This is a genomic window from Streptomyces sp. NPDC057565 (assembly GCF_042801455.1).
Taxonomy (GTDB): domain Bacteria; phylum Actinomycetota; class Actinomycetes; order Streptomycetales; family Streptomycetaceae; genus Streptomyces; species Streptomyces yanii.
In genome coordinates, this window is sequence record NZ_JBHVFU010000002.1 from 371,163 (window position 1) to 392,162 (window position 21,000).

Sequence of the window (21,000 nt, forward strand, 5' to 3'; positions counted from 1 at the left end):
AATGGCCGACGGAGCCGAGGACCCCGGCCGGGTTCCGCCCGCGCGGCCCCTCGACGCCATCGACCGCGACATCCTCCGACTGCTCCAGACGGACGGCCGCGCCTCGATACGGTCGGTGGCCGACCGCGTCCATGTCTCGCGCGCCAACGCCTACGCCCGGATCAACCGGCTCATCGACGACGGAGTGATCCGCGGCTTCAGCGCGCGGGTGGACCATGAGCGGGCGGGGCAGGGCGCCTCCGCGTACATCACGCTCAAGATCGTCCAGAACACCTGGCGAACAGTGCGCGAGCAGCTCCAGGCCCTGCCGGGGGCTACCCACATCGCACTGGTCAGCGGCGATTTCGACGTACTGCTCCTCGTGCACACGCCGGACAACCGGTCGCTGCGCGAACTCGTCCTGACCAGGATCCAGGCCATCCCCGAGGTGCTCTCCACCCGCACGCTGCTGGTGTTCGAGGAGACGGACCTGGCTCCGGGCCCCGAGCGCCCCACCGAGCTGACCTAAGACCTCTCACGAACCGTACTTCTTGAGGAACGCCTGCACCGCGGCCCAGTTCTCCTGGCTGTTGAGCAATGCCACTCCGTGCTCGCCGCCGCCCTTGACGTAGATCAGCTTGCGCTCCGCCGCCTTGGTGCTCGCCCGGTTCAGCGTCTTCGCGTCGTCCCCGAAGTAGTCGTCGTACTCGGCGGCCATGTAGAGCACCGGCGCGGTCAGCTTGGGCACGGCGCCCAGCGCGTTCATTCCGGAGTACAGCGTCGGCGCGGAGAGCGAGACCACCGCGTCCGGCTGGGGCTCCAGCTCCGGCGCCGCGGTGAGCACGGCGGTACCCCCCTTGGACGCCCCCATCAGCAGCAGCTTCTTCGCGCCCTTGCCGCGCAGATACCCGGCCGCTCCGACGATCTCGGAGACCTCCTGGCCCGCCGAATTGACCGCGAGCACCCGATAGCCGAGCCGGTGCAGCTCATCGGCCTTGTCCTTCCACTGGCAGGCGGTGCCGTCGGACTGGTGGGCCAGTACGATCCCCGCGCCTGTCCCGGCGCCGCTCGCACCGCCGGGCATATAGCCGCCGGTCCCGGTGGAGTCGGCGGACTTGAAGGTGATGGACGCCGCCTCGGCCTCGGCCGATGTCAGACAGCCGAAGTCGTCAGGCCGCCGGGCCTCCTCACTCGCGTCCGTCCCCTTCTCGGCACCGCTGACACCCTTGCCGCCGCTGCCGCCCCCTCCGCAGCCGGTCAGCGACACGGCGGCAAGCAACGTGACTGCGCACAGCAACCCGGGAACACGAAGGACGGCGGCCATGCCGAAGGATGGTGGTCTCGACCTGTCCTGCCGTCAACGGTTCAACGGTCGGACCGCATCCCCTCGAAGGCCAGCTGGACGACCGTGTCCGCCAGCTGCTCCCCCTCGGCGACGCCGCCCGGCTGCGGCCGGTACCACTCCACCAGAGAGTTGACCATTCCGAAGAGCAGCCTTGTCGCCAGCCGTATGTCCACGTCGGAGCGGAGATCGCCGTCCGCGACAGCCGCCTTCAGCAGTTCGGCCACCCGCTGGTCGAACTCACGCCGACGCTCCATGGCCCAGCGCTCGGCCTTCGTATTGCCCCGTACGCGCAGCAACAGCGTGACGTAGGGCAGCTCGGCTATCAGCACCTCGACGGTACGTCGCGTGACGTACTCGACCCGCTCGATCGCGCGCCCCCGCGTCGCACCCGGCTCGTCGAGAATCCCGAAGAGCCCGTCCAGTGCCCGGCTGACCGCGCGCCGCAGCAGCTCTTCCTTGCCCGCGACGTGGTGATAGATGGACGATTTGGAGATGCCCGCCGCCTTGGACAGGTGCTCCATGGACGTGCCGTCGTAACCGCGCTCGTTGAAGACACGGACGGCGACGGTGAGGAGAGTCTCCGGGGTGTACGTGTCCCGCTTGGCCGTGGTCATGTCCGCGATCCTCCCCTACGAGTTGTCCACAGGTTTCGTGGGGCCCCTTGTCCCGACCGATCGTTCGGTTACTCTAACTCTGTCCGCCCGTCCCTGCCCAGCTCGATGAGGAGTTGGTCTGTCATGGCCGCCGAGCTCTCCCCGCATCTGCTGTCCGAGAAGCACCGCCCCACGCTCGACCAGACCCTCGACGCGATCCACACACGCGCGTACTGGTCCCCGCACCCCGAGCACCCGAAGGCATACGGCGAGGGCGGCGCACCGGGCAGTCTGAGCGCCGCCGAGGGCAAGGCCGCCTTCGACGCCGTGCTGCACACGCGGCTCGACCTCGGCCAGCCGGGCACCGACGGCTGGACAGGCGGCGAGATCTCGCCCTACGGACCGGAGCTCGGCGTCGAGTACCCGCACGCCGACCTGGATGTACTGCTTCCGGCGATGCGCGCGGGAATGGCGGCGTGGCGCGAGGCGGGGCCCGAGACCAGGGCGCTGGTCTGTCTGGAGATCCTGGCGCGGATCAGCGCCCGCACCCATGAGTTCGGGCACGCCGTGATGCACACCAGCGGTCAGGCCTTCATGATGGCGTTCCAGGCGGGCGGCCCGCATGCCCAGGACCGCGGCCTGGAGGCAGTGGCGTACGCCTACGAGGAGCAGATCCGCACCCCGCGGACGGCGGACTGGTCCAAGCCGCAGGGAAAGCGCGATCCGCTGCAGCTGCACAAGACGTACATCGCGGCGGGCCGCGGCATCGCGCTGCTGATCGGCTGCAACACCTTCCCCACGTGGAACGGCTATCCGGGACTGTTCGCTTCTCTGGCCACCGGCAATCCCGTCCTGGTGAAGCCGCACCCGCGCGCCGTGCTCCCCCTGGCGCTCACGGTGCAGGTGGCCCGCGAGGTACTGGGCGAGGCCGGCTTCGACCCCAATCTCGTCTGTCTGACCGTCGAGCGACCGGGCGAGGGCATCGCCAAGGCCCTGGCGGTCCGCCCCGAGATCAAGATCATCGACTACACCGGATCCACCGCCTTCGGCGACTGGCTGGAGGCCAACGCCCGCCAGGCACAGGTCTACACGGAGAAGGCGGGGGTCAACACGATCGTCGTCGACTCCACCGACGACTACCGCGGCATGCTGTCCAACCTGGCGTTCTCCCTCTCCCTGTACAGCGGCCAGATGTGCACCACCCCGCAGAACCTGCTGATCCCCCGGGACGGCATCGCGACGGACACGGGCGACAAGACGTACGACGACGTGGTGAGCGACATCGCCGCCGCGGTCACCGGCCTGCTCGGCGACGACGCCCGGGCGAACGCGCTGCTCGGCGCGCTGGTCAACCCCGACGTGAAGGCCCGCCTGGAGGCCGCGGCAGGGCTGGGCGAAGTCGCCTTGGCCTCAAGGGAGGTGGCCAACCCGGAGTTCCCCGACGCGGTGGTCCGCACCCCGGTCGTCGTGAAGCTCGACGGCACGAAGCCGGACGACGAAGCGGCGTATCTGTCGGAGTGCTTCGGACCGGTGGCGTTCGCGGTCGCGGTCGACTCGACGGCGGACGCGGTGGAGCTGCTGCGCCGCACGATCCGCGACAAGGGCGCGATGACGGTCGGGGCGTACACGACATCGCCGGAGGTGGAGCGCGCGGTGGAAGACGTCTGCCTGGACGAGTCGGCTCAGCTCTCGCTGAATCTGACGGGCGGGGTGTACGTCAACCAGACTGCGGCGTTCTCCGACTTCCACGGCTCGGGCGGCAACCCTGCGGCCAACGCGGCCCTGTGCGACGGAGCGTTCGTATCAAATCGCTTCCGCATGCTGGAAGTCCGCCGCCAGGCCTGACACAGCACGCCCCGACCCGGCTCCAGCCCCTCGGTGCCTCTTCAGCTCCTCCGGCGCTCGAGGGGCAGGACCCGGGGGGCGGAGCCCCGGTCATGGGGAGGGACGCGAGAAACCCGCCGCAGGCGCCCTGCGCCGCCCTGCCCCCGCACAGTCGGTGCCCCTCGGCCTCAGCCCGCTCCCACGCCCCCCGAAATGTCCGCATACCGCTGCACCCACGCGTGCATGGCAATGGCCGCCGCAGCCCCCGCATTGATCGACCGCGTGGATCCGAACTGCGCAATCGAGCACACCATCGTCGCGTGCTTACGCGCCTCCTCGGTCAGCCCCGGCCCCTCCTGCCCGAAGAGCAGCACACACCGCCGCGGCAGCTCTGTCCGCTCCAGCGGCACCGCCCCCGGCAGATTGTCGATCCCGATGATCGGCAGCCCCTCAGCCGCCGCCCAGGCGGTCAGATCCGCCGTGTCCGGGTGATGCCGCACATGCTGGTACCGGTCGGTGACCATCGCACCGCGCCGATTCCACCGCCGCCGGCCCACAATGTGGATCTCCTTGGCGAGGAAGGCGTTCGCAGTCCGCACCACCGACCCGATATTGAAGTCGTGGCCCCAGTTCTCCACCGCTACATGGAAGTCGTGCCGCCGAAGATCCAGATCGGCGACGATTGCCTCCCGCGTCCAGTAGCGGTACTCGTCACCGACATTGCGCCGGTCGCCCTGGGCGAGCAGCTCGGGGTCGTACCGCTCGTCCTCGGGCCAGGGCAGCGGATGCGGCCCGACTCCGATCTCCGCCCCGAATCCGTCGTCGTACTGCAACGCCTCCGCGGACTGCTCGCCGACCCCGAGGCCATCGGCCGACGGGCTCTCACCGCTGCTGCTCCTGCTACTGCCGGTATCACTGCTCACCCGACGAGCGTATGGCCACCGCTTCCGCTGTGCTGCGGGACCTCCTGCTCGCCGCCCTGCTGCTGCTCGGGCACCTGGCCCGTGCGCGAGAACAGCAGCTGCCGCCCGAGCGTCACCCGGCCGCCCAGCCAGACCAGGAAGACCGTCGGCAGGAAGACGGAGTCGGCGGCGATCATCGCCATCGAGAAGAAGGGCAGTCCCAGCAGCAGGGCGATGCCCGCGTGCTCGCACATCATGGCGACGAGCAGGACGTTCTTGACGCGCCGGTTGAAGAGAGTGAAGGGGAAGGCGACCTGCACGATGACCGTGCCGTACGTCAGCACCATGACCATCACGCCATTGGACGCGAGGAGGTCCGACAGCGCGGGCCACGGGGTGAAGTAGTCGAGATTGAGCGGGTAGTACAGCGCCGTGCCATCCTGCCAACGCGATCCCTGGATCTTGTACCAGCCCGCGGTCGCGTAGATCAGACAGACCTCGGCCATGATCACGACAAGAGTGGCGTTGTGCGCGAGGTTGGCGAGGACATCGAGCAGCATGCGCGGTTCGCTCTGCGGCGCGTAACGGTTCACGGCCCACCAGACACCGTGCCCGATCCACAGCACCCAGAAGAGAGTCGGCAGCCACCAGGTGCCACCGAGGCCGTTTGTCACCGTTGCCACAACAAGGACCAGGCCGAGCACAAGCCACAGAATCGTCCCGGCGACATTCGAGGCCGGCCGGGCGACTCCCGCATCCTGCGACCGCGTCCCCGGCCCCTGCTCCGACTTCGGCTCGGCCTCCGCCCCTGACTCCGCGCGGCGTGCCCGCGCCGCACGTCGCGCATCCAGCGACCAGACCTGCCCGCAGCGCGTCAGCACAAGGTAGGTCGCCATCAGATGGACGACGTTGTCCCCGCCGTCGCCCAGGAAAATGCTGCGGTTCTGCAGCGAAAGCACACCGACCATGAACAGGACGGACATCGCGCGGGTGTGCCAGCCGACCATCAGCAGTGCGGCGGAAAGCAGGACGACCGCATAGACGGTCTCGAACCAGACCGTGCTGTCCGACCACATGAGCACCGAGAGGGACTCATTGCCCGATATGAGCTGCTTCGCCATGTCCCAGCGCCATGGGGCGTCGGGGCCGTACATCTCATGGCGGTGCGGCAGCTCGCGCAGCAGGAACAGCAGGTACGTGGCGGAGAAACCGATCCGTATCACGGCGCTCTGATACGGGCCGAGGGCCGAGGAGGTGATGCGCTGGACGCCGCGGGCGAGCTTGCGGCCGGGGGAAGCCGTACTCACTTCGCCGCCTCCTTGGTGTTCTCGGGGAGGTCGGCGGGGGTGACGGTCCACCACGGCAGCACCCGGTAATTCGGCTTGGTGCTGATCTTCTCCGTGCTCCACGGCGGCGCGGAGACGGAACGCACCTCGGAGCGGACCTGGATGCGCTCGACGGTGCCGCCGTAGTCGTGCTCGCCGAGGCGCAACATCACGATGCGGCGGATGTAGCGCTCGGAGAGATTGCCGCGCAGGCCGTTCGGGCGGTTCTGGACGTCGTGGGAGTTGAGATAGAAGTCCCAGGCGCGGCGGAGCTGGTTCTGGTGGATGTGGCTGGGGAGGAGATTGCCTCGTATCCCTCTGCTGTCCTCGACCGAGAGACTCATCCACCCAGTGGTGCGACGACCGTCGGGACCGGCTATCTCGGCCCGTACGTGCACGGCGACGTTCTGCTGGAGCGGATTGGGAGCGAAGAGCTTCCAGTTCTGCTCGAACTCGGGATAGACCCAGTCGTCGACCGCTTTGCCGTGCTGCTTGGTCAGAGTGTTGGACGGGGCGACGTGCAGAAACACCATGGCCAGATGGGTGCAGGTGATCATCCCGATGACCGACAGCGCGATCGCGGTGGCGATCTGGTAGGGAAGGGACAGGCCGGCGATACCGGAACGCACCGGTGCGGGAGCTCCGGCGAATTCAGCGGGCGGTGTCGTACGGAGGGGCTGGTCCGAACCCGGGTCCACCCCCGGACCACCGCTCCCGTTCCCGTCTCCGACGCCCCTGTCGTCGTACGAATCCATCCCGCCCCGATCCCCGTCGATCCCCGGTCAGTTATCCACAGGGTTGACACCCTACGGGCCACCGACTCACCATTGAAGTCATTGAACCGAACGATCGGTCGGTAGGGAGCCCGGGATGGCGGCAGTGGCTGCGGACCAGACAGCGCAGGGCCAGGCGCGAGGGACCGCGCAGGCGACAGCAGGCGGGCCCGACGGGCCGGCGGGGGCGGACGTGGCTCAGCAGGCGGCCTTCGACGCCGCGGTGGCGGCCGACGAGCGCATCGAGCCGCGCGACTGGATGCCGGACGCGTACCGGGCCTCGCTGGTCAGGCAAATGGCCCAGCACGCCCATTCCGAAATCATCGGGATGCAGCCCGAGGCCAACTGGATCAGCCGCGCACCCTCGCTGCGCCGCAAGGCGATCCTGATGGCCAAGGTGCAGGACGAGGCGGGGCACGGGCTGTACCTCTACAGCGCGGCGGAGACGCTGGGGACGAGCCGCGAGGAAATGCTCGACAAGCTCCACGCAGGCCGCCAGAGGTATTCGTCAATCTTCAATTACCCCACGCTGACCTGGGCGGATGTCGGCGCGATCGGCTGGCTGGTGGACGGCGCCGCGATCACCAACCAGGTGCCCCTCTGCCGCTGCTCGTACGGTCCGTACGCACGGGCCATGGTCCGCATCTGCAAGGAGGAGTCCTTCCACCAGCGCCAGGGGTACGAGCTGCTGCTCACCCTCGGCCGCGGGACGCCGGAGCAGCGCGCGATGGCACAGGATGCGGTGAACCGCTGGTGGTGGCCGTCCCTGATGATGTTCGGCCCGCCGGACGACGCATCGGCGCACTCGGCGCAGTCGATGACCTGGAAGATCAAGCGGCACTCCAACGACGAGCTGCGGCAGCGGTTCGTCGACATCTGTGTCCCGCAGGCCGAGGCACTGGGGCTCACCCTCCCGGACCCGGACCTCCGGTGGAATGAGGAGCGCGGACACCACGACTTCGGGGCGATCGACTGGACGGAGTTCCAGGAGGTCCTGAAGGGTAACGGCCCGTGCAACGAACAGCGCCTCACACAGCGGCGCCGGGCACACGAAGAGGGCGCCTGGGTACGGGACGCGGCGGCTTCGTACGCGCTCAAGCACCCCGCACCGACGCGCCACGCCTCCGCACCGACCCACATCACAGAAGCACCCCACACGGAAATGCCCCAGGCAGAAATGCACACCCCACCGAACGCGGAGGCGACGGCATGAGCAGCTCGACCGACTGGCCGCTCTGGGAGGTGTTCGTGCGCTCGCGGCGCGGTCTCTCCCACACCCACGCGGGCAGCCTGCACGCCCCGGACGCCGAGATGGCCCTGCGCAACGCCCGTGACCTGTACACACGCCGTTCCGAGGGCGTCTCCATCTGGGTGGTGCCATCCACGGAGATCACGGCCTCCTCGCCGGACGAGAAGGACTCGTTCTTCGAGCCGGCGGGCGACAAGCCCTACCGGCACCCCACGTTCTACGAGATCCCGGAAGGGGTGAAGCACCTGTGACCGCGGCCCTCGCCCTCGGCGACGACGCGCTGGTGCTGTCGCACCGGCTGGGGGAGTGGGCGGGCCACGCGCCCGTGCTGGAGGAGGAGGTGGCCCTCGCCAACATCGCCCTGGACCTCCTGGGACAGGCCCGGGTGCTGCTCTCGCTCGCCGGGGACGAGGACGAGCTGGCATTCCTGCGCGAGGAGCGCGCCTTCCGCAACGTCCAGCTGGTCGAACAGCCCAACGGCGACTTCGCCCACACCATCGCCCGCCAGCTGTACTTCTCCGTCTACCAGCGGGGGCTGTACGAGCAGCTGGCGGCCGGTGGGGGCGAGTTCGCCGGGCTGGCCGCGAAGGCCGTCAAGGAGGTCGCGTACCACCAGGACCACGCCACGCACTGGACGCTGCGGTTGGGCGACGGCACGGAGGAGAGCCACCAGCGGATGCAGCGCGGGGTGGATGCGCTGTGGCGGTTCACCGGTGAACTGTTCCAGCCGGTCGAGGGAGTGGAGATCGACTGGCCGTCGCTGCACACCGACTGGCTGGCCACTGTCACCGGCGTCCTGCAGCAGGCGACGCTGACGGTGCCGACCGGCCCGGGGTCCGGTGCCTGGACGGCCGGGGCAGGACGGCAGGGCATCCACACGGAACCTTTCGGGCGGATGCTCGCCGAGATGCAGCATCTGCACCGCAGCCACCCGGGGGCGTCATGGTGACCGGCACGCTGCTGGAAGAGGAGGTGCGCAGGCTCGCCGGGTCCGTGCCCGATCCCGAGCTGCCTGTGCTCACCCTGGAGGAGCTGGGCGTGCTCCGCGGAGTGGAGGTGCTCGCCCCGGGCAAGGTCACCGTCCGCCTCACCCCGACGTACACCGGCTGCCCGGCGATCGAGACCATGTCGGCCGATATCGAGCAGGTGCTCCACGACCACGGCATACCGGACGTCTCCGTGGTCACTGTGCTCGCACCGGCCTGGTCGACCGACGACATCAGCGCGGAGGGGCGGCGCAAGCTCGCCGAGTTCGGCATAGCACCCCCGCGCCCGCATGATGCCGCCACCAGGTCCGGCGGACCTGTGCCGCTCACCCTCTCGGTGCACTGCCCGCACTGCGGCTCCACGGACACGGAGCTGCTGAGCCGGTTCTCCTCCACCGCCTGCAAGGCGCTGCGCCGCTGCGCGAGCTGCCGTGAACCGTTCGACCACTTCAAGGAGTTGTAGATGTTCCATCCGCTCCGGGTCCGCGCGATCGAGCGGCTGACCGACGACTCGGTGGCCGTGACCTTCGCGGTTCCCCCCGAGCTGCGCGAGACCTTCCGCCACAAGCCCGGCCAGCACCTCAATGTGCGCTACACGGTTCAGGGCGAAGAGATACGGCGTTCGTACTCGATCTGCACTCCGGCCGCCGATGCCCCAGCCGATCCGGAGCTGCAGGTGGGCATCCGCCTGGTCGACGGCGGTGCGTTCTCCACATACGCCCTCAAGGAGCTCGCTGTCGGCGACCAGGTCGAGGCGATGCCCCCGATGGGACGCTTCGTGCTCACCCCCCGCGCCGGTCACTACGCGGCGATCGTCGGCGGCAGCGGCATCACCCCGGTGCTGTCGATCGCGTCGACTCTGCTGGCCCGTGAACCCGAGGCCCGGCTCTGTCTGATCCGGAGCGACCGGACGGCTGCCTCGACGATGTTCCTGGACGAGGTCGCCGACCTGAAGGACCGCTACCCGGACCGCTTCCAGCTGGTGACAGTACTCTCCCGCGAGGAGCAGCAGGCAGGTCTCCCGTCCGGCCGGCTCGACCGGGAGCGGCTGACCGGACTGCTGCCCGCGCTCCTGTCGGTGGAAGAGGTGGACGGCTGGTATCTCTGTGGGCCGTTCGGCCTGGTCCGGGCGGCAGAGGATGCGCTGCACGGCCTCGGCGTCGACCGGGCCCGCATCCACCAGGAGATCTTCCACGTCGACGACAGCCCGGCCGCTCCCGCCCGCACGCGGATCGAGGCGCCCGCACACAGCACGCTCACCGCGACACTGGACGGACGCTCGGGCAACTGGCCGGTCCAGGACGGCGAATCGCTGCTGGAAACGGTCTTGCGCAGCCGCTCCGACGCTCCGTACGCATGTAAGGGCGGGGTGTGTGGGACGTGCAGGGCGTTCCTGGTCTCGGGCGAGGTCCGGATGAACCGCAACTTCGCGCTGGAGCCGGAAGAGACGGGGGCTGGCTATGTGCTCGCCTGCCAGTCGCATCCGCTCACACCGGAGGTGGAACTCGACTTCGACCGCTGACCCCTCGGATCACTCGGATCCCATGGATTCGACCGGCTTCGGCCGGATCTCCTCGAAACTTCCCCGGCCCTCCTCGGATCTCCGGGATCCCGCGGACCGCCGCGCCCCTTCCCTGTTCCCTTCTCATAGAACCTGTTCTATCTTGACGACCCGTCAGGTGCGGGTACGAGCACAGCGGTTCGCGGGAGGTCAGTGCAGTGGACTTCACCTTCACCGAGGAGCAGCAGGCAGCCGTCGATGCCGCAAGGGCGCTCTTCTCGGGCGTCGAGCCCGACGGTGTGCCCAGCCCCGCGCTCACTCCGGGAGCGGTGGCCGAGGACATCGACCGGTCCGTGTGGACGGGGCTGGCCGCAGGCGACCTGCTGAGCCTGACGCTGGCACCGGAACACGGCGGGGCCGGGCTCGACGCGGTCGCACTCTGCCTGGTCCTGCGCGAATCGGCAAAGGTGCTTGCCCGGGTGCCGCTGCTGGAGACCTGCGCGGTCGCGATGACGATCCAGCAGCACGGTGACCCCGGCCTGGCAGCCGAGCTGCTGCCCCGCGTCGGCCGGGGCGAGCTGGTCCTCACCGTCGGGGCCAACGGCCGCACCGGCCACGATCCGGCCGAGCTCGCCGTCACCGCCCGCCGGGACCTTGCGGGAAAGGCCGGCCAGGACCATGACCGGCCCGGCAGCGAGGACGGCGGCGCGGGCTGGGTGCTCGACGGAGTGCAGTCGGGGGTGCCGTGGGCCCGGTCCGCGGACTGGATTGCGGTGCCCGCCCACACGGACGAGGGCCTGGCCGTGCTGGCGCTGGTCCGCCGCACGGACGAGGGCGTCGCACTCGCCGAACAGGTCTCCACGAGCGGCGAGTTGTTCGCCGAGGTCCGGCTGGACACGGTACGGGTCGAGGACAGCGCGCTGATCAGTACGCCGGGTGCCTGGGAGTGGCTGCGCACCCTGCTCACCACCGGAACCTGCGCACTCGCACTGGGTCTCGGCGAGGCCGTGCTCGCCATGACAAGTGAATACACCGGGAAGCGCGAGCAGTTCGGACATCCCGTCGCGACGTTTCAGTCCGTCGCCGTCCAGGCCGCGGACCGGTACATCGATCTGCGGGCCATGGAAGTGACCCTCTGGCAGGCGGCCTGGCGGATCTCCACCGGTGCGCCCGGAACGCTGCCCGTCGCGGGCGATGTCGCGGTGGCGAAGATCTGGGCGTCGGACGGGGTCCGTCGGATTACGCAGACCGCCCAGCACCTGCACGGCGGCTTCGGCGCGGACACCGACTACCCGCTGCACCGCTTCCACGCCTGGGCGAAGCAGATCGAGCTGTCGCTCGGCCCCGCAGCGATGCACGAGGAGGCCCTGGGCGACCTGCTGGCCGCCCATCCCCTCGGCTGAGACCCCCGGCGCTCTCCGGCGCCCACCGGAGCGCGGGAGGAATCCGGCCGGATCAGAGAACGAAGGCCGGGTTGCCGTTGTCCGTGACCATCGGGCGCCCGGCGCCGTCCCAGGCGAGCATCCCGCCGTCGACGTTCACGGCGTCGATGCCCTGCTGCACCAGGTACTGGGTGACCTGGGCGGACCGGCCACCGACCCGGCACATCACATGCACGCGTCGGCCGTCCTCCGCCGCCTCGGTCAGCTCACCGAAGCGGCCGACGAAGTCACTCATCGGAATGTGCAGGGCACCATCGACGTGCCCTGCCGCCCATTCGTCGTTCTCCCGGACGTCCAGCACAAGGCCGTCCGACGGCACCGCCGCGACATCCACCGAGGGCAGCGGGGCGAAATTCATGGGTCATGCCTTCTCTCGTACGTACGCTCAGGACTTACCAGAAACGCTACTGCACCAGGCCTGCCAGCTCCGCCTCTCGCTGCGCGACCTCACCCAGCAGCTGTTCGGCGATCTCGTCGAGCAGCCGGTCCGGGTCGTCGGGTGCCATCCGCAGCATGGCCCCGATCGCGCCCTCCTCCAGCTCCTGGGCGAGCACCGTCAGCAGTTCCTTGCGCTGAGTCAGCCAGTTCAGCCGGGCGTAGAGCTCCTCGCTCTCGCTGAGCTCCGCCTGCTGTGGAACGGGCCCCGCCGCCCACTCCTGCGCCAGCTCCTTCAGCAGGTCCTCGTCCCCACGCCCGTAAGCGGCGTTGACGCGGGTGATGAACTCGTCCCGGCGCGCCCGCTCCGTCTCGTCCTGGGCGAGATCCGGGTGGGCACTGCGTGCCAGCTCGCGGTAGAGCTTGCGCGCCTCCTCGGTCGGCCGGACCCGCTTGGGCGGCCGCACCGGCTGCTCGGTCAGCATCGCCGCCGCCTCGGGGGACAGCCCGTCGGAGTCGAGCCAGTCGTGGAAAAGCTCGTCGATGCCCGGCATCGGCATCACGAGCGCCCGAGCCTCCCGAGCCCTGCGCAGATCCTCGGGGTCACCGGTCCGGGCGGCCCGGGCCTCCGCGATCTGCGCGTCGAGCTCGTCGAGGCGGGCGTACATCGGGCCGAGCTTCTGGTGGTGCAGCCGGGAGAAGTTCTCCACCTCGACCCGGAAGGTCTCCACCGCGATCTCGAACTCGATCAGCGCCTGCTCCGCCGCCCGCACGGCCTTCGCCAGCCGCGCCTCGGGGCGCGCGGCATCAGCGGCACCGCCCGCGTCGGCGTCGCCCCGAGGGGCTTGCTGCTCGTGCTGTTCCTGCTGCCGGTCGTTGTCCTGCCGGTCATCGTCGTTCCGGGTGGTCGGCACCCCGGCGGCTTCGTGGGTCACCCGTCCAGCGTATGGCCCCGGCCCGCGCCCCGAGGACGCACGGTCGGCGGTGCGCCCCTCACACCCCGAGCTCAGCCGCTATTCGCCCCGAACCAACGGCCCGCACCAGCTCCGCGTGATCCGCCTCCGTACGGTCCGCATACGTCACGGCGAAGCTCGCCACCGCTTCGTCCAGCTCGTCGTTCTTGCCGCAGTAGCCCGCGATCAGCCGCGGGTCGGCGCTGTGGGCATGGGCCCTCGCCAGCAGTGCGCCCGTCATCCGCCCGTAGTCGTCGACCTGGTCGGCCGCCAGGGCAGCCGGGTCCACACTGCCCTTGCGGTTCCTGAATTGCCGCACCTGGAACGGCCGCCCCTGCACGGTCGCCCAGCCCAGCAGAATGTCGCTGACCACCTGCATCCGCTTCTGCCCGAGCACCACTCGGTGACCCTCGTGCGCCGCCTCGGGCACCTCGAAACCAACGGCGGGCAGATACGGCGCCAGCGCGGAGGGCCGCGCCTCCTTCACCTGCAGGACCAACGGCTCGCCGCGGTGATCGAGCAGCAGCACCACATACGACCGGGTTCCGACACTCCCCGTGCCGACCACCCGGAACGCCACGTCATGGATCGCGTAACGGGCGAGCAGCGGCACCCGGTCCTCCGAGATCGTGCCCACATAGTCGCCGAGCGCCGCCGCGACCGCCGCAGCCTCCGCATCCGGCACCCGCCGCAGCACCGGCGGTGCGTCGACGAAGCGGCGTCCGCCACCCTCGGCCTCCTCCGTGGACTTGGCGGCGAAGCGGGCGCTGGTGTTCTTTCGGGCCTTCTGCGAGACCCGTTCCAGCATGCCGACCAGATCCCGCGCGTCCGTGTGCGAGACGAGTTCCTCGTCGGCGATGGCATTCCAGGCGTCGAGCGCGGGCAGTCTGGCCAGCAATCGCATCGTCCGCCGGTACGCGCCCACCGTGTCGTACGCACCCCGCCGGCAGGTGTCCTCGTCCGCCCCGGCCTCACGCCCCGCGAGCACCAGCGAGGCGGCGAGCCGCTTGAGGTCCCACTCCCACGGGCCGAACACGGTCTCGTCGAAGTCGTTCAGATCGATGACCAGACTGCCTCGCGCATCGCCGTACAGCCCGAAATTGGCCGCATGCGCATCGCCGCAGAGCTGGGCGCCCACCCCGGTCACCGGTGTGCCCATCAGGTCATGGGCCATCAGCCCGGCCGAACCGCGCAGAAACGCGAACGGTGTGGCAGCCATCCGCCCCACCCGGATCGGCGCGAGGTCGGACACTCGGCCCCGGTTCGACTCCTCGACCGCCTGCACGGCGTCGGGCCGGCCCGAGGGAAGGACCAGGGCATCGTGCGAGGTCCTGGGCACCCGGTCGCGCAGCGCCTTGCCCGTCCCCCTCGGCGACTGCGGCGCGCTTCCCGCCGCAACAGCCGCGCGCCGGGCGAACCCGGGCACGACCGGTATGCGCGGCTCATCCGTCACAACCCGCTGCCCCGGCACTGCCACTTCGAACCCACCCATGGCGCGCAGCCTCCCCCACCCTCGACCGACGTCCTGTTCAACATCAACTGCCGACGACGGTACCGCCGTCCGCCAACAGCCGTCTGCCCCTGTGGAAAACCTGAACGAACGCCTGTGGCCAGCGCCTTGCCCTGGTCAGACGCCGACAGACTCCTCCAGCTCCTCCTCCAGCTCTTCCCTCGCCTCGGCCTCGGCCCGACGCTCCGCCGTCCCTCTGTTCTCCGTGCCCGTCCGGTTCTCCGTCCCGGCCGGGTGCCGGGACGAACCCATACCCTGAGCCTGCACAGCAGGCTTCCGCCGCCTCCCCTCGGCCAACCCGGCCGCTCCCATCGCGGCCAGCCCCACCACGAACCAGAGCGCGAGCACCAGCACGTGTCCGCCGAGTCCGTGCCCATCGAAGTACACATGGCTCCTCGCACCCTCGACGAAGCCCGCGCCGTTCCAGAACGCGTGCAGCGAACCGAAGAAGCCGGGCTGCAGTTCGGGCCGGAAGATGCCGCCGGAGCTGGTGAAGTTCAGCATCACGAACAGCACCATCACGCCGAGCGTCGTCCACCGCTTGAGGAATGTGTGCAGCCCCACACCGATCAGGAGAATGCCCGCCGAGTAGAGCCAGGCCATCGCCCAGAGTCCGCCCAGCCCGTGGTCCACCAGCCCGAACATGGGCCCCGCGAACACGGCCCCGATCACGCTCACCACGAGTGAGGCACCGAGGGCCAGCGCCGCCCTGATCCGCAACGCCAGCACCGCACCCGCGCCACCGATCACCGCGACCGACGCGTACGACCCGATACTCACCGCGACCAGCAGGAAGAAGATCCCCTGGCCGGTCGGATCGCCGTCCGCGGTCGGTGCGGTGTCCGTCACCTTCAGAGGGTCGCCCTGCGCGGCCGCCACCTTCGTGAAGACCTTCTCCACCACTGTGGCGCTGGTGTCGGACGAGGCGCTGGCCACAAGAAGCTCAGGGTGCTTCCCCGGCAGGTAGGCGCCGTAACTCGCTTGTGTCTTCAAGTGGTTCACCGCGGTGTCCCGGTCGGGGACGGTACGCACGCTGAGCGCACCGTCACCCTTGTCCTGCAGCGTCTGCGCGAGCACCTGTGCGCTCGGCCCCGATCCGACCACGTCCACCCGCAGGTCGTGCGGTTCCGGAGCATGGAACGCCCCCAGGTAGGCGAGCCCCATCCCGATACACATCAGCAGGGGTGTGACGAGATGGCTCAGCACATGGCGCAGGGCAGCGGCGGTCGTGCCGCCGACGGCACTCGGACCCGTGGACATCGGACTCCAATGGTTGGCTTTTACAACTCTTCTATCCGTTGTACTATACAACTGAATATTCGGGAAGGTGAGACCGTGCCAGACACCGCCGGGGAACGCGAAGAGTCGCTGGACGTCATCGAGCGCGAGCTGACGGCGTTCGCGCGCCGGGCGCGCGCCGCCGCGGCCCGCCTCCATCCGGAGCTACCGCTGGTCTCGTACACACTGCTGTCGCACATCGACGACCGGCAGGGCTGCCGCGCAACGGATCTGGCTGCGCACTACATGCTCGACAAGTCGACGGTCAGCCGACAGATCGCCACCCTGGAGAAGCTCGGCCTGGTCGAGCGCCACCCGGACCCCACGGACCACCGGATCCAGGTGCTGCACCCCACCAAGGCCGGAACCCAGGCCCTTGCCTCGACGCAGGCCAGCCGTCACGCCGCCTACCAGCAGCGTCTCGCGGAGTGGACCGCGGACGATCTCGCGCGGTTCGCCGAGTACCTGCTGCGCTACAACGCGTCGGGCGGGACGAGCACCCCGGGCACGGGCACGCCCCTGTAACCGCCGAGAGCCGTCAGCAGCCACCCTCGTCGACCACGAGGTACGTCTGCGCCCAGAGCGCCAGCTCCTTCAGAGCGGGCTCCATCGCGGCGCCGGCCCGCGTCAGCCGGTACGAGACCCGCAGCGGCGGACCCTCGTCGACCTCACGCACCACCAGCCCGGCCGCACCGAGTTCGGTCAGCCGGTCCGAGAGCATGCGCTCACTGATACCCGGAATCGCCCGCCGCAGATCCGCGAAGTGCACTGGCTGCTGCAGAAGCACGGAGACGATCGGGCCCGTCCAGCGCTTCCCGAACAGCTCGAAGACGCGCGTGATGCTCACGTCGACCCGTCGACACACCTGCTCACCGTGGTCCGCCATGCACCCAGGGTACTGCGTCGCAGTGAGGGGCTTATGATTAGTAAGCCCCTATGTTATTACTAGGTGCGTACGAAAAAGATGCCCTGCATCCCCGGCCGGGCACAGCCCCCTAGATATCCGTGGAGATCCCCCATGGCCACGCTTCTGCACCTCGACTCCGCCGTCTTCCCGCAGGGCTCCGCATCGCGCGAGGTCACCGCCACCTTCGTCAAGACCTGGCTCGAGCAGCACCCGGACGGACAGGTCGTCTACCGCGACCTTGCCGCGAACCCGCTGCCCCACCTGGACGCCACAGCGGCAGCCGCCGGCGCCGAGGACCCGCTGCGCAGCGAGCTCGCCGCCGAGCTGGAAGCCGCGGATGCCGTCCTGATCGGCGCCCCGATGTACAACTTCAGCATCCCGTCGACCCTGAAGGCCTGGCTCGACCAGGTGATCATCGTCGGCCGCAACGTGGGTCCCGACAGCCCGGTGGCGGGCACCCCGATCACCGTCGTCGCCAGCCGCGGCGGCTCGTACGCCCCCGGCACCCCGCGCGAGGACTCCGAGTTCGTCCAGAACTACCTGGAGAAGCTGCTGACGAGCATGTTCGGCGCCGAGGTCGACTTCATCGTCCCGGAGCTGACGCTGGCCCACTCCCAGCCCGCGATGGCCGAGCTCATCCCGCTCGCCGAGGCCTCCCGCGCCAGGGCGTTCACCGAGGCCACGGAGAAGGCCAAGGCTCTCGCCACGCGCCTCGCCGCCTGAGTCGCGGCACGACGGAAAACCGGCCGGGGCTCGCGGGAGTCGGACACTCCCGCGAGCCCCGGCCCGTCGTCGCATGGGGACACACAAGCACCCCGCCTCACAGAAACGCCCCGCTACACCGAACGCCCCGAATCGGACGTTTCACGTGAAACACATCCTGGCGTTCCAGAGCCTCCGAAACGCGCCCGCAGCACGCCTACAGCCCCGCATCCCTCGCCAACAGCGCAGCCTGCACCCGGTTCTCGCACCCCAGCTTCGCCACACCATGCCGCCGACCAGCCGGGCCCGCTCGTGCAGCCCGGGCAGCCCCTGCCCGCCGCTGACCGCCCCACCCACGGTCTGTGCGTGCCGCTGCGGACCACCGACGATCTCGACGACGAAGGAATCCGGCTCATAGCGCAGCTCGACCGTGATGGCCGCGCCCGGTGCGTGCTTGTACGCATTGGTCAGTGCCTCCTGGACGATGCGGTACGTCGCATGGTCCGAGGCAGCCGCTAGCGCCCGGCGCTCTCCCGCGCGACGGAGCTCCACAACGCTTCCAGCAGCCCGCGCCGCCTCCGTCAGCTCCTCGATGCCCGCGGTCCCCCGCGCCGCCCGCTGCCCGTCCTCGCCGCCGCGCCCGGGCCCCGCGATGTCGTCCCGGAGAATCCCGACAACTTCCCGCAACTCATGCATGGCATGGACCGAGGCACCGCGCAGCACACCGACCGCCTCGCGCTGCCGCACCGTCAACTCCGGGTCAACCTCCAGTGCCCCTGTATGGAGGGAGATCAGCGCCAGTTGGTGACCGAGGCTGTCGTGCATGTCCTGAGCGATCCGCTGGCGCTCCATGAGCCGCGCCTGCCCCACGATCATGGCCCGCTCCCGGATCAGCTGTGCTTGCGCTCCTGGAGGGCGTGCAGCAGGGTCCGGCGCTGCGTCCAGTACCGGCTGGCGAGACCGGGCACGAGCGTCGTCGCCAAAAAGTAGAGGGTGGTGAACAACACCTGGGTCAGCGGCCGAAGCCCGGACCAGGTCATCGCAACGGTCACACCCACGTAGAGGACGTACGAGGCGGTGAACGCCCCCAGCACCCGTCCTGCTCCGACGATCCGACGCCCGGAACTCCGCGCCACCACCATCAGCAGCAACGCGAATCCGCCGGAGAGCCCGGCCAGGGCGGACGTCACCACCAGCACGCTCACGGGCAGCCGGCGCCTGAGCAGCGACAGCACCACGACCATGGACGGCACCACCCACAGCCGCAGTTCCCCGCCACGCAGCAGCTCTTCCGTCCCCGCAAGCCAGCAGCCCGAGCACCACGGCCGGCACTGCCTCCCCGGCCGCCCTGCGGCGGGACCACAGCTCCGGCGCCGCACACCACTGCCACCCGGCCCGGAGTTTCGATATCGCGTACACGCCCCGCACCCTGGGCAGCCCTTCGCACACGCGACGCGTTTCTTTCGTTGCGACCGCGCACGACGAAAGTCGCCCCGCCGCCGATCCCCTCGTCAGGGAACGAAGAAGCCCCACAGACCGTTGGCCTGTGGGGCTTCTCTCTTGTGCGCGAGGGGGGATTTGAACCCCCACGTCCCTAAGGACACTGGCACCTGAAGCCAGCGCGTCTGCCGTTCCGCCACTCGCGCATGAGTGGTGCTTTCAGACTCTCTCACCTGTTGGTGCGAGCGCCTGGCGACATCCGGAAGATTAGCACGCTGGACAGGGTGGATTCACATCCGTTGTTTTGGCGGGCGGATGACGGGAAGCGGCAACGCGATGCGGTCACCCCCACTCCTCCTCAGCACACCGCAGGTGCGGGACACTGTGGGGAGTGGTCACCTCTACGATCCGTGTGAGGGGTGACACTCATCCACTGGGCAGACAAGGGGAACCAGCCGATTTCCCGACGCGTGGATACGATCAGTAAGCAGTACAGGGACGAGAACACCGGAGGAGGTGCCCCATGGGAGTCATGAAGCGTTTCGAGCAGCGTCTCGAAGGTCTGGTCAACGGCACCTTCGCCAAAGTGTTCAAGTCCGAGGTCCAGCCGGTCGAGATCGCGGGTGCCCTCCAGCGTGAGTGCGACAACAACGCAACAATCTGGAACCGCGAGCGGACCGTCGTCCCCAACGACTTCATCGTCGAGCTCAGCGCCCCGGACTACGAGCGCCTGAGCCCGTACTCCGGCCAGCTCGGCGACGAGCTCTCCGGTCTGGTCCGGGACTACGCCAAGCAGCAGCGCTACACCTTCATGGGACCGATCAAGGTTCATCTGGAGAAGGCGGAGGACCTCGACACCGGGCTCTACCGCGTGCGCAGCCGCACCCTTGCTTCGAGCTCCTCGCAGCAGGGCCAGCAGGCTCCTCAGGGCCACCCCGGACAGCCCGGCCACGGGCGCTCCGCCGCCCCGCAGCCCACCGGCGGCTACGGCTATCCGCCCAGCTCCGTCCCGCCCATGCCCGCGGCCCCGCCGCCGGGCAGCGGCCGTCCCGGAGCACCCACTGCCGACCGGCGCCCGCCGGCCGCGCCCGGCCCCATGCCGAGCGCGCAGGTACGGCGGTGGATCGAGATCAACGGCACCCGCCATCAGATCTCCCGCCCGACGCTGGTGCTGGGACGCAGCACCGACGCCGACGTGCGGATCGACGACCCCGGCGTATCGCGCCGGCACTGTGAGATCCGGACCGGAACGCCCTCGACGATCCAGGATCTCGGGTCTACCAACGGCATCGTGGTAGACGGGCAGCACACCACCCGCGCTACGCTCCGCGACGGCTCGCGGATCGTCGTGGGCAGCACCACCATCGTTTACCGGCAAGCCGAAGGGTGAAGCGGGGGCAATGTCAGAGCTGACCCTGACGGTCATGCGGCTAGGTTTCCTGGCTGTTCTGTGGCTGTTCGTCATCGTGGCCGTTCAGGTCATCCGCAGCGACCTGTTCGGAACGCGCGTCACGCAGCGCGGCTCACGCCGCAACGCGGGCGACACGCGACCGCAACAGGCACGCCAGACCGCAGCGGCACCGCCGCAGCAACGCCAGCAGCCCGGCCGCCAGCGCCGTGGGGCACCCACAAAGCTGGTCGTCTCCGAGGGCACCCTCACCGGCACCACGGTGGCGCTCCAGGGACAGACCATCACGCTGGGCCGTGCCCACGATTCAACGATCGTGCTGGACGACGACTACGCGTCCAGCAGGCATGCCAGGATCTACCCCGACCGTGACGGCCAGTGGATCGTCGAGGATCTCGGGTCCACCAATGGCACGTATCTCGACCGGACCCGCCTCACCACCCCGACGCCTGTTCCGCTGGGCGCGCCGATCCGGATCGGCAAGACCGTCATCGAGCTGCGGAAGTAG

Annotated in this window: 24 protein-coding genes and 1 tRNA gene; 12 read left to right on the forward strand and 13 right to left on the reverse strand. The window is 69.5% G+C overall.

The annotated features are described in order from the left end of the window. Position 1 precedes the first annotated feature (1 nt). On the forward strand, positions 2 to 508 hold the full coding sequence (locus tag ACFU8W_RS05680; RefSeq protein WP_384033006.1) for an Lrp/AsnC family transcriptional regulator: 507 nt from the start codon (positions 2 to 4) through the stop codon (positions 506 to 508). Positions 509 to 514: 6 nt separating this feature from the next. On the opposite strand, the gene ACFU8W_RS05685 is transcribed toward ACFU8W_RS05680, so the two are convergent. Both ACFU8W_RS05685 and ACFU8W_RS05690 read right to left on the reverse strand, forming a co-directional pair. Next, positions 515 to 1,303, reverse strand: a complete 789-nt coding sequence (locus ACFU8W_RS05685) for an alpha/beta hydrolase family protein (protein WP_384032551.1) — start codon at positions 1,301 to 1,303, stop codon at positions 515 to 517. Positions 1,304 to 1,344: 41 nt separating this feature from the next. Beyond that, positions 1,345 to 1,938, reverse strand: coding sequence for a TetR/AcrR family transcriptional regulator (locus ACFU8W_RS05690; RefSeq protein WP_345517225.1), 594 nt, complete (start codon positions 1,936 to 1,938; stop codon positions 1,345 to 1,347). Positions 1,939 to 2,061: 123 nt separating this feature from the next. Here ACFU8W_RS05690 and paaN point away from each other — a divergent pair, with 123 nt between their 5' ends. Next, on the forward strand, positions 2,062 to 3,762 hold the full coding sequence (paaN, locus tag ACFU8W_RS05695) for a phenylacetic acid degradation protein PaaN (protein WP_384032553.1): 1,701 nt from the start codon (positions 2,062 to 2,064) through the stop codon (positions 3,760 to 3,762). Positions 3,763 to 3,929: 167 nt separating this feature from the next. Here the strand turns inward: paaN and ACFU8W_RS05700 are convergent, their stop codons facing one another. From ACFU8W_RS05700 to ACFU8W_RS05710, 3 genes are read right to left on the reverse strand one after another with little or no spacing between them, the layout of a single operon-like run. Next, entirely contained in the window at positions 3,930 to 4,664 is a 735-nt protein-coding gene (locus ACFU8W_RS05700; RefSeq protein WP_345517223.1) for a TrmH family RNA methyltransferase, read from the reverse strand. Next, positions 4,661 to 5,950, reverse strand: a complete 1,290-nt coding sequence (locus ACFU8W_RS05705; RefSeq protein WP_384032555.1) for an HTTM domain-containing protein — start codon at positions 5,948 to 5,950, stop codon at positions 4,661 to 4,663. The genes ACFU8W_RS05700 and ACFU8W_RS05705 overlap by 4 nt, the downstream gene beginning before the upstream one ends. Then, positions 5,947 to 6,723: a DUF5819 family protein gene (locus tag ACFU8W_RS05710; RefSeq protein ID WP_384032557.1), complete on the reverse strand. Its 777-nt coding sequence runs from the start codon at positions 6,721 to 6,723 to the stop codon at positions 5,947 to 5,949. The genes ACFU8W_RS05705 and ACFU8W_RS05710 overlap by 4 nt, the downstream gene beginning before the upstream one ends. Positions 6,724 to 6,838: 115 nt before the next feature. Between ACFU8W_RS05710 and paaA the strand changes: the two genes are divergently transcribed. The 6 genes from paaA (at position 6,839) to ACFU8W_RS05740 (ending at position 11,880) form a co-directional block, all read left to right on the forward strand. Next, positions 6,839 to 7,954, forward strand: coding sequence for a 1,2-phenylacetyl-CoA epoxidase subunit PaaA (gene paaA / locus ACFU8W_RS05715; RefSeq protein ID WP_384032559.1), 1,116 nt, complete (start codon positions 6,839 to 6,841; stop codon positions 7,952 to 7,954). After that, entirely contained in the window at positions 7,951 to 8,241 is a 291-nt protein-coding gene (gene paaB / locus ACFU8W_RS05720; protein WP_030972485.1) for a 1,2-phenylacetyl-CoA epoxidase subunit PaaB, read from the forward strand. Before paaA ends, paaB begins: the two co-directional genes overlap by 4 nt. After that, entirely contained in the window at positions 8,238 to 8,939 is a 702-nt protein-coding gene (gene paaC / locus ACFU8W_RS05725) for a 1,2-phenylacetyl-CoA epoxidase subunit PaaC (protein ID WP_345517219.1), read from the forward strand. The genes paaB and paaC overlap by 4 nt, the downstream gene beginning before the upstream one ends. After that, positions 8,933 to 9,439: a 1,2-phenylacetyl-CoA epoxidase subunit PaaD gene (paaD, locus tag ACFU8W_RS05730; protein WP_384032562.1), complete on the forward strand. Its 507-nt coding sequence runs from the start codon at positions 8,933 to 8,935 to the stop codon at positions 9,437 to 9,439. The genes paaC and paaD overlap by 7 nt, the downstream gene beginning before the upstream one ends. Next, a complete protein-coding gene (locus ACFU8W_RS05735) occupies positions 9,440 to 10,498 on the forward strand; it encodes a 2Fe-2S iron-sulfur cluster-binding protein (RefSeq protein WP_384032564.1) in 1,059 nt (352 codons plus the stop codon). It begins immediately after the preceding gene. 197 nt (positions 10,499 to 10,695) lie between these two features. Then, on the forward strand, positions 10,696 to 11,880 hold the full coding sequence (locus tag ACFU8W_RS05740; RefSeq protein ID WP_384032566.1) for an acyl-CoA dehydrogenase family protein: 1,185 nt from the start codon (positions 10,696 to 10,698) through the stop codon (positions 11,878 to 11,880). A gap of 52 nt (positions 11,881 to 11,932) precedes the next feature. On the opposite strand, the gene ACFU8W_RS05745 is transcribed toward ACFU8W_RS05740, so the two are convergent. The 4 genes from ACFU8W_RS05745 to ACFU8W_RS05760 form a co-directional block, all read right to left on the reverse strand. Continuing rightward, the gene (locus ACFU8W_RS05745; protein WP_266983804.1) at positions 11,933 to 12,277 is read right to left on the reverse strand and encodes a rhodanese-like domain-containing protein; all 345 of its coding nucleotides are present in this window, start codon (positions 12,275 to 12,277) and stop codon (positions 11,933 to 11,935) included. A gap of 46 nt (positions 12,278 to 12,323) precedes the next feature. Further along, a complete protein-coding gene (locus tag ACFU8W_RS05750; RefSeq protein ID WP_384032568.1) occupies positions 12,324 to 13,229 on the reverse strand; it encodes a hypothetical protein in 906 nt (301 codons plus the stop codon). Between the two features lie 58 nt (positions 13,230 to 13,287). Continuing rightward, a complete protein-coding gene (locus ACFU8W_RS05755) occupies positions 13,288 to 14,739 on the reverse strand; it encodes a DUF2252 domain-containing protein (protein WP_384032570.1) in 1,452 nt (483 codons plus the stop codon). Positions 14,740 to 14,874: 135 nt separating this feature from the next. Beyond that, positions 14,875 to 16,017 carry a hypothetical protein gene (locus ACFU8W_RS05760; protein ID WP_384032572.1) on the reverse strand — a complete coding sequence of 381 codons (1,143 nt, stop codon included), beginning with the start codon at positions 16,015 to 16,017 and terminating at the stop codon, positions 14,875 to 14,877. A gap of 75 nt (positions 16,018 to 16,092) precedes the next feature. On the opposite strand from ACFU8W_RS05760, the gene ACFU8W_RS05765 reads away from it, so the two are divergent. Beyond that, positions 16,093 to 16,560, forward strand: coding sequence for a MarR family winged helix-turn-helix transcriptional regulator (locus tag ACFU8W_RS05765; RefSeq protein WP_384032574.1), 468 nt, complete (start codon positions 16,093 to 16,095; stop codon positions 16,558 to 16,560). A 13-nt stretch (positions 16,561 to 16,573) separates the two neighbouring features. Here ACFU8W_RS05765 and ACFU8W_RS05770 read toward each other — a convergent pair whose 3' ends face one another. Further along, entirely contained in the window at positions 16,574 to 16,921 is a 348-nt protein-coding gene (locus ACFU8W_RS05770) for a helix-turn-helix domain-containing protein (protein WP_345517212.1), read from the reverse strand. Positions 16,922 to 17,053: 132 nt separating this feature from the next. Between ACFU8W_RS05770 and ACFU8W_RS05775 the strand changes: the two genes are divergently transcribed. Next, complete coding sequence (locus ACFU8W_RS05775) at positions 17,054 to 17,665, forward strand: FMN-dependent NADH-azoreductase (RefSeq protein WP_266983788.1); 612 nt, start codon at positions 17,054 to 17,056, stop codon at positions 17,663 to 17,665. Between the two features lie 141 nt (positions 17,666 to 17,806). On the opposite strand, the gene ACFU8W_RS05780 is transcribed toward ACFU8W_RS05775, so the two are convergent. The 3 genes from ACFU8W_RS05780 to ACFU8W_RS05790 form a co-directional block, all read right to left on the reverse strand. Continuing rightward, positions 17,807 to 18,520, reverse strand: a complete 714-nt coding sequence (locus ACFU8W_RS05780; protein WP_384032576.1) for a sensor histidine kinase — start codon at positions 18,518 to 18,520, stop codon at positions 17,807 to 17,809. A 14-nt stretch (positions 18,521 to 18,534) separates the two neighbouring features. Continuing rightward, complete coding sequence (locus ACFU8W_RS05785; protein WP_384032578.1) at positions 18,535 to 18,888, reverse strand: hypothetical protein; 354 nt, start codon at positions 18,886 to 18,888, stop codon at positions 18,535 to 18,537. Between the two features lie 319 nt (positions 18,889 to 19,207). Next, positions 19,208 to 19,290, reverse strand: a tRNA-Leu gene (locus tag ACFU8W_RS05790). A 317-nt stretch (positions 19,291 to 19,607) separates the two neighbouring features. On the opposite strand from ACFU8W_RS05790, the gene ACFU8W_RS05795 reads away from it, so the two are divergent. Continuing rightward, on the forward strand, positions 19,608 to 20,474 hold the full coding sequence (locus tag ACFU8W_RS05795; protein ID WP_345517209.1) for an FhaA domain-containing protein: 867 nt from the start codon (positions 19,608 to 19,610) through the stop codon (positions 20,472 to 20,474). A 10-nt stretch (positions 20,475 to 20,484) separates the two neighbouring features. Continuing rightward, positions 20,485 to 21,000 carry an FHA domain-containing protein gene (locus ACFU8W_RS05800; protein ID WP_037702017.1) on the forward strand — a complete coding sequence of 172 codons (516 nt, stop codon included), beginning with the start codon at positions 20,485 to 20,487 and terminating at the stop codon, positions 20,998 to 21,000.

Bases quoted from the DNA above. Each gene is read 5' to 3' on its own strand.
- ACFU8W_RS05680 (WP_384033006.1), top strand. From the start codon at position 2: ATGGCCGACGGAGCCGAGGACCCCGGCCGGGTTCCGCCCGCGCGGCCC.
- ACFU8W_RS05685 (WP_384032551.1), bottom strand. From the start codon at position 1,303: ATGGCCGCCGTCCTTCGTGTTCCCGGGTTGCTGTGCGCAGTCACGTTG.
- ACFU8W_RS05690 (WP_345517225.1), bottom strand. From the start codon at position 1,938: ATGACCACGGCCAAGCGGGACACGTACACCCCGGAGACTCTCCTCACC.
- paaN (WP_384032553.1), top strand. From the start codon at position 2,062: ATGGCCGCCGAGCTCTCCCCGCATCTGCTGTCCGAGAAGCACCGCCCC.
- ACFU8W_RS05710 (WP_384032557.1), bottom strand. From the start codon at position 6,723: ATGGATTCGTACGACGACAGGGGCGTCGGAGACGGGAACGGGAGCGGT.
- paaA (WP_384032559.1), top strand. From the start codon at position 6,839: ATGGCGGCAGTGGCTGCGGACCAGACAGCGCAGGGCCAGGCGCGAGGG.
- paaB (WP_030972485.1), top strand. From the start codon at position 7,951: ATGAGCAGCTCGACCGACTGGCCGCTCTGGGAGGTGTTCGTGCGCTCG.
- paaD (WP_384032562.1), top strand. From the start codon at position 8,933: ATGGTGACCGGCACGCTGCTGGAAGAGGAGGTGCGCAGGCTCGCCGGG.
- ACFU8W_RS05735 (WP_384032564.1), top strand. From the start codon at position 9,440: ATGTTCCATCCGCTCCGGGTCCGCGCGATCGAGCGGCTGACCGACGAC.
- ACFU8W_RS05745 (WP_266983804.1), bottom strand. From the start codon at position 12,277: ATGAATTTCGCCCCGCTGCCCTCGGTGGATGTCGCGGCGGTGCCGTCG.
- ACFU8W_RS05755 (WP_384032570.1), bottom strand. From the start codon at position 14,739: ATGGGTGGGTTCGAAGTGGCAGTGCCGGGGCAGCGGGTTGTGACGGAT.
- ACFU8W_RS05760 (WP_384032572.1), bottom strand. From the start codon at position 16,017: ATGTCCACGGGTCCGAGTGCCGTCGGCGGCACGACCGCCGCTGCCCTG.
- ACFU8W_RS05770 (WP_345517212.1), bottom strand. From the start codon at position 16,921: ATGGCGGACCACGGTGAGCAGGTGTGTCGACGGGTCGACGTGAGCATC.
- ACFU8W_RS05775 (WP_266983788.1), top strand. From the start codon at position 17,054: ATGGCCACGCTTCTGCACCTCGACTCCGCCGTCTTCCCGCAGGGCTCC.
- ACFU8W_RS05780 (WP_384032576.1), bottom strand. From the start codon at position 18,520: ATGATCGTGGGGCAGGCGCGGCTCATGGAGCGCCAGCGGATCGCTCAG.
- ACFU8W_RS05785 (WP_384032578.1), bottom strand. From the start codon at position 18,888: ATGGTCGTGGTGCTGTCGCTGCTCAGGCGCCGGCTGCCCGTGAGCGTG.
- ACFU8W_RS05795 (WP_345517209.1), top strand. From the start codon at position 19,608: ATGGGAGTCATGAAGCGTTTCGAGCAGCGTCTCGAAGGTCTGGTCAAC.
- ACFU8W_RS05800 (WP_037702017.1), top strand. From the start codon at position 20,485: ATGTCAGAGCTGACCCTGACGGTCATGCGGCTAGGTTTCCTGGCTGTT.